Below are 2,240 nucleotides of genomic sequence, written 5' to 3'. Positions count from 1 at the left end.
TTTTGGGCCGTCCTTGATGCCGCGCGAATCCGGAGGAGTGAGGAAGGGGAAGGAGGCGATGTCGCCCAGGCCGAGCGAGATCATCTGCAGGATCACCGCGGCCAGGCCGGTGCGGAGGATCTCGGGGTCGGTGTACTCGGGGCGCCGGAGGTAGTCCTCCTCCGAGTAGAGCCGGATCGCGACGCCCGCGCTCGTGCGCCCCGACCGCCCGGAGCGCTGGTTCGCCGAGGCCTGCGAGACCGCCTCGATCGGGAGGCGCTGCACCTTCGAGCGCGCGCTGTAGCGGGAGATGCGCGCCGTCCCGCCGTCAATCACGTACCGGATCCCCGGAACGGTGAGGCTCGTCTCCGCCACGTTGGTCGCGAGGACGACGCGCCGACGCACGCCCGGAGTGCGCGATCGCTCGAAGACGCGGTGCTGGTCGGCGGCCGAGAGGCGCCCGTAGAGGGGGAGGACCTCGGTGCCCGGCAGGTTCCTGCCGCGGATCGCGTCCTCGGCGTCGCGGATCTCGTTCTCGCCCGAGAGGAAGACCAGCACATCGCCCGGATCCTCGCGCGCCAGCTCGGCCAGCGCGTCGGCGATCCCCGTCATCAGGTCGCGGCTGCCGCTCGTCGCATCGGGCACGTCGGTGTCGTCGTCCTCCTCCGGCTCCTCGGCGACCAGCGGGCGGTAGCGGATCTCGACCGGGAACGTGCGCCCCGAGACCTCGATGATCGGCGCGGGCTCCCCGGAGGCGTCGGCGAAGTGCGCGGCGAAGCTCTGCGGATCGATGGTCGCCGAGGTGATGATCACCTTGAGGTCGGGGCGCTGCGGGAGCAGGCGGTGCAGGTAACCGAGCAGGAAGTCGACGTTGAGGCTGCGCTCGTGCGCCTCGTCGATGATGATCGTGTCGTACCGGCTGAGCATCCGGTCGTGGTTCATCTCGTTGAGCAGGATGCCGTCGGTCATCAGCTTGATCCGCGTCGACGCGCTCGCGCGGTCGGTGAAGCGCACCTGGTAGCCGACGATCCCGCCGACCTCGTCGCCGAGCTCCTCCGCGATGCGCTCGGCGATCGTGCGGGCCGCGATGCGGCGGGGCTGGGTGTGCGCGATGCTCTCTCGGCCGAGCTCGAGGCAGATCTTGGGCAGCTGGGTGGTCTTGCCGGAGCCGGTGGCGCCCGCCACGATGACCACCTGGTTGTCGCGGATCGCCGCCGCGATGTCGTCGCGCCGCGCCGACACGGGGAGTTCGGGTGGGTAGCGGATGCTGAGCACGTCTGACATGAGCCCTCCATCCTACGTCGCGTGCGACAATGCCCTGTCGCGCGAATACCGGCGACGTCCCGTCCAGCCCGCAGGCGCACGCCTCCTCCCGCGGGACCCCCAAACCCGTGGAGCCGAGCGATGAACGCGCAATCACTGCTGGTGGTGCTCAACATCGTGCTGCTCCTGTTCGCGATCCAGGGCGTGCTCGCGAACCCGTGGCTGTCGAAGGTCGGCAAGGTTGCGTGGGTCGCCTTCATCGTGATCGCGCCGTTCATCGGGAGCATCGCCTACCTGGTGTTCGGCCGTCGAGGGCGCGGCGGAGGCGGCGGCACGGTCGTGCGCGGCACCGAGCGGCCGAGCGGCTGGTTCTTCGAGCGCTGAGCCGCCTCCCGTCTCGGGCAACCCCCTGACCCCGGCCGCACGCGCGTCTAGCGTGGACGCATGGCCGAACGACTGCGCTCCAGTGTCAGCCCCTACCTCCGCTCGCACGCGGACAATCCCGTCGACTGGTTCCCCTGGGGTGAGGAGGCGCTCGCCGAGGCCGCGCGTCGCGACGTGCCCGTGCTGGTCTCGATCGGCTACGCCACCTGCCACTGGTGCCATGTGATGGCGCGGGAGTCGTTCTCGGATCCGGTGCTCGCCGCGCGACTGAACGCCGACTTCGTCGCGGTGAAGGTCGACCGCGAGGAGCATCCCGACGTCGACACCGCCTACCTGGCCGCCGCGAGCGCCTTCACCAGGAACCTCGGCTGGCCGCTGACCGTCTTCGCGACTCCGGCGGGCGAGGCGTTCTTCGCCGGGACCTACTTCCCTCCCCGCGCCGTCGGGGGCGTGCCTGCCTTCTCGGACGTGCTCGACGCCGTGTCCGAGGCGTGGCGCGAGCGCCGCGACGAGGTGCAGGCGACGGCGGGATCGCTGGCCACGGCGCTGCGGGAGGCGATCGCCGCGCTGCCGACCGCCTCCGCGCTGCCGGATGACGCAGCCCTCGACGCCGC

At 71.1% G+C, this 2,240-nt stretch carries 3 protein-coding genes; 2 read left to right on the top strand and 1 reads right to left on the bottom strand.

All coding sequences use genetic code 11. The features are described 5' to 3' along the window. The coding region (locus ACH61_RS15115) for a helicase-related protein (RefSeq protein ID WP_153038939.1) at positions 1-1,263 on the bottom strand (1,263 nt) is incomplete at its 3' end. Between the two features lie 120 nt (positions 1,264-1,383). On the opposite strand from ACH61_RS15115, the gene ACH61_RS15110 reads away from it, so the two are divergent. After that, the gene (locus tag ACH61_RS15110; RefSeq protein WP_068213633.1) at positions 1,384-1,626 is read left to right on the top strand and encodes a PLDc N-terminal domain-containing protein; all 243 of its coding nucleotides are present in this window, start codon (positions 1,384-1,386) and stop codon (positions 1,624-1,626) included. 60 nt (positions 1,627-1,686) lie between these two features. Next, on the top strand, positions 1,687-2,240 hold a 554-nt coding region (locus tag ACH61_RS15105), incomplete at its 3' end, for a DUF255 domain-containing protein (protein ID WP_153038938.1).

Origin of the sequence: Rathayibacter tanaceti (assembly GCF_001634385.1) — a bacterium.
GTDB lineage: Bacteria > Actinomycetota > Actinomycetes > Actinomycetales > Microbacteriaceae > Rathayibacter > Rathayibacter tanaceti.
Note: the sequence above shows the minus strand (reverse complement) of the source record. Positions and strands in the feature narration are given on the sequence as shown.

Excerpts from the sequence above, each read along its gene's own strand:
- ACH61_RS15110 (WP_068213633.1), top strand. The coding sequence starts at position 1,384 with ATGAACGCGCAATCACTGCTGGTGGTGCTCAACATCGTGCTGCTCCTG.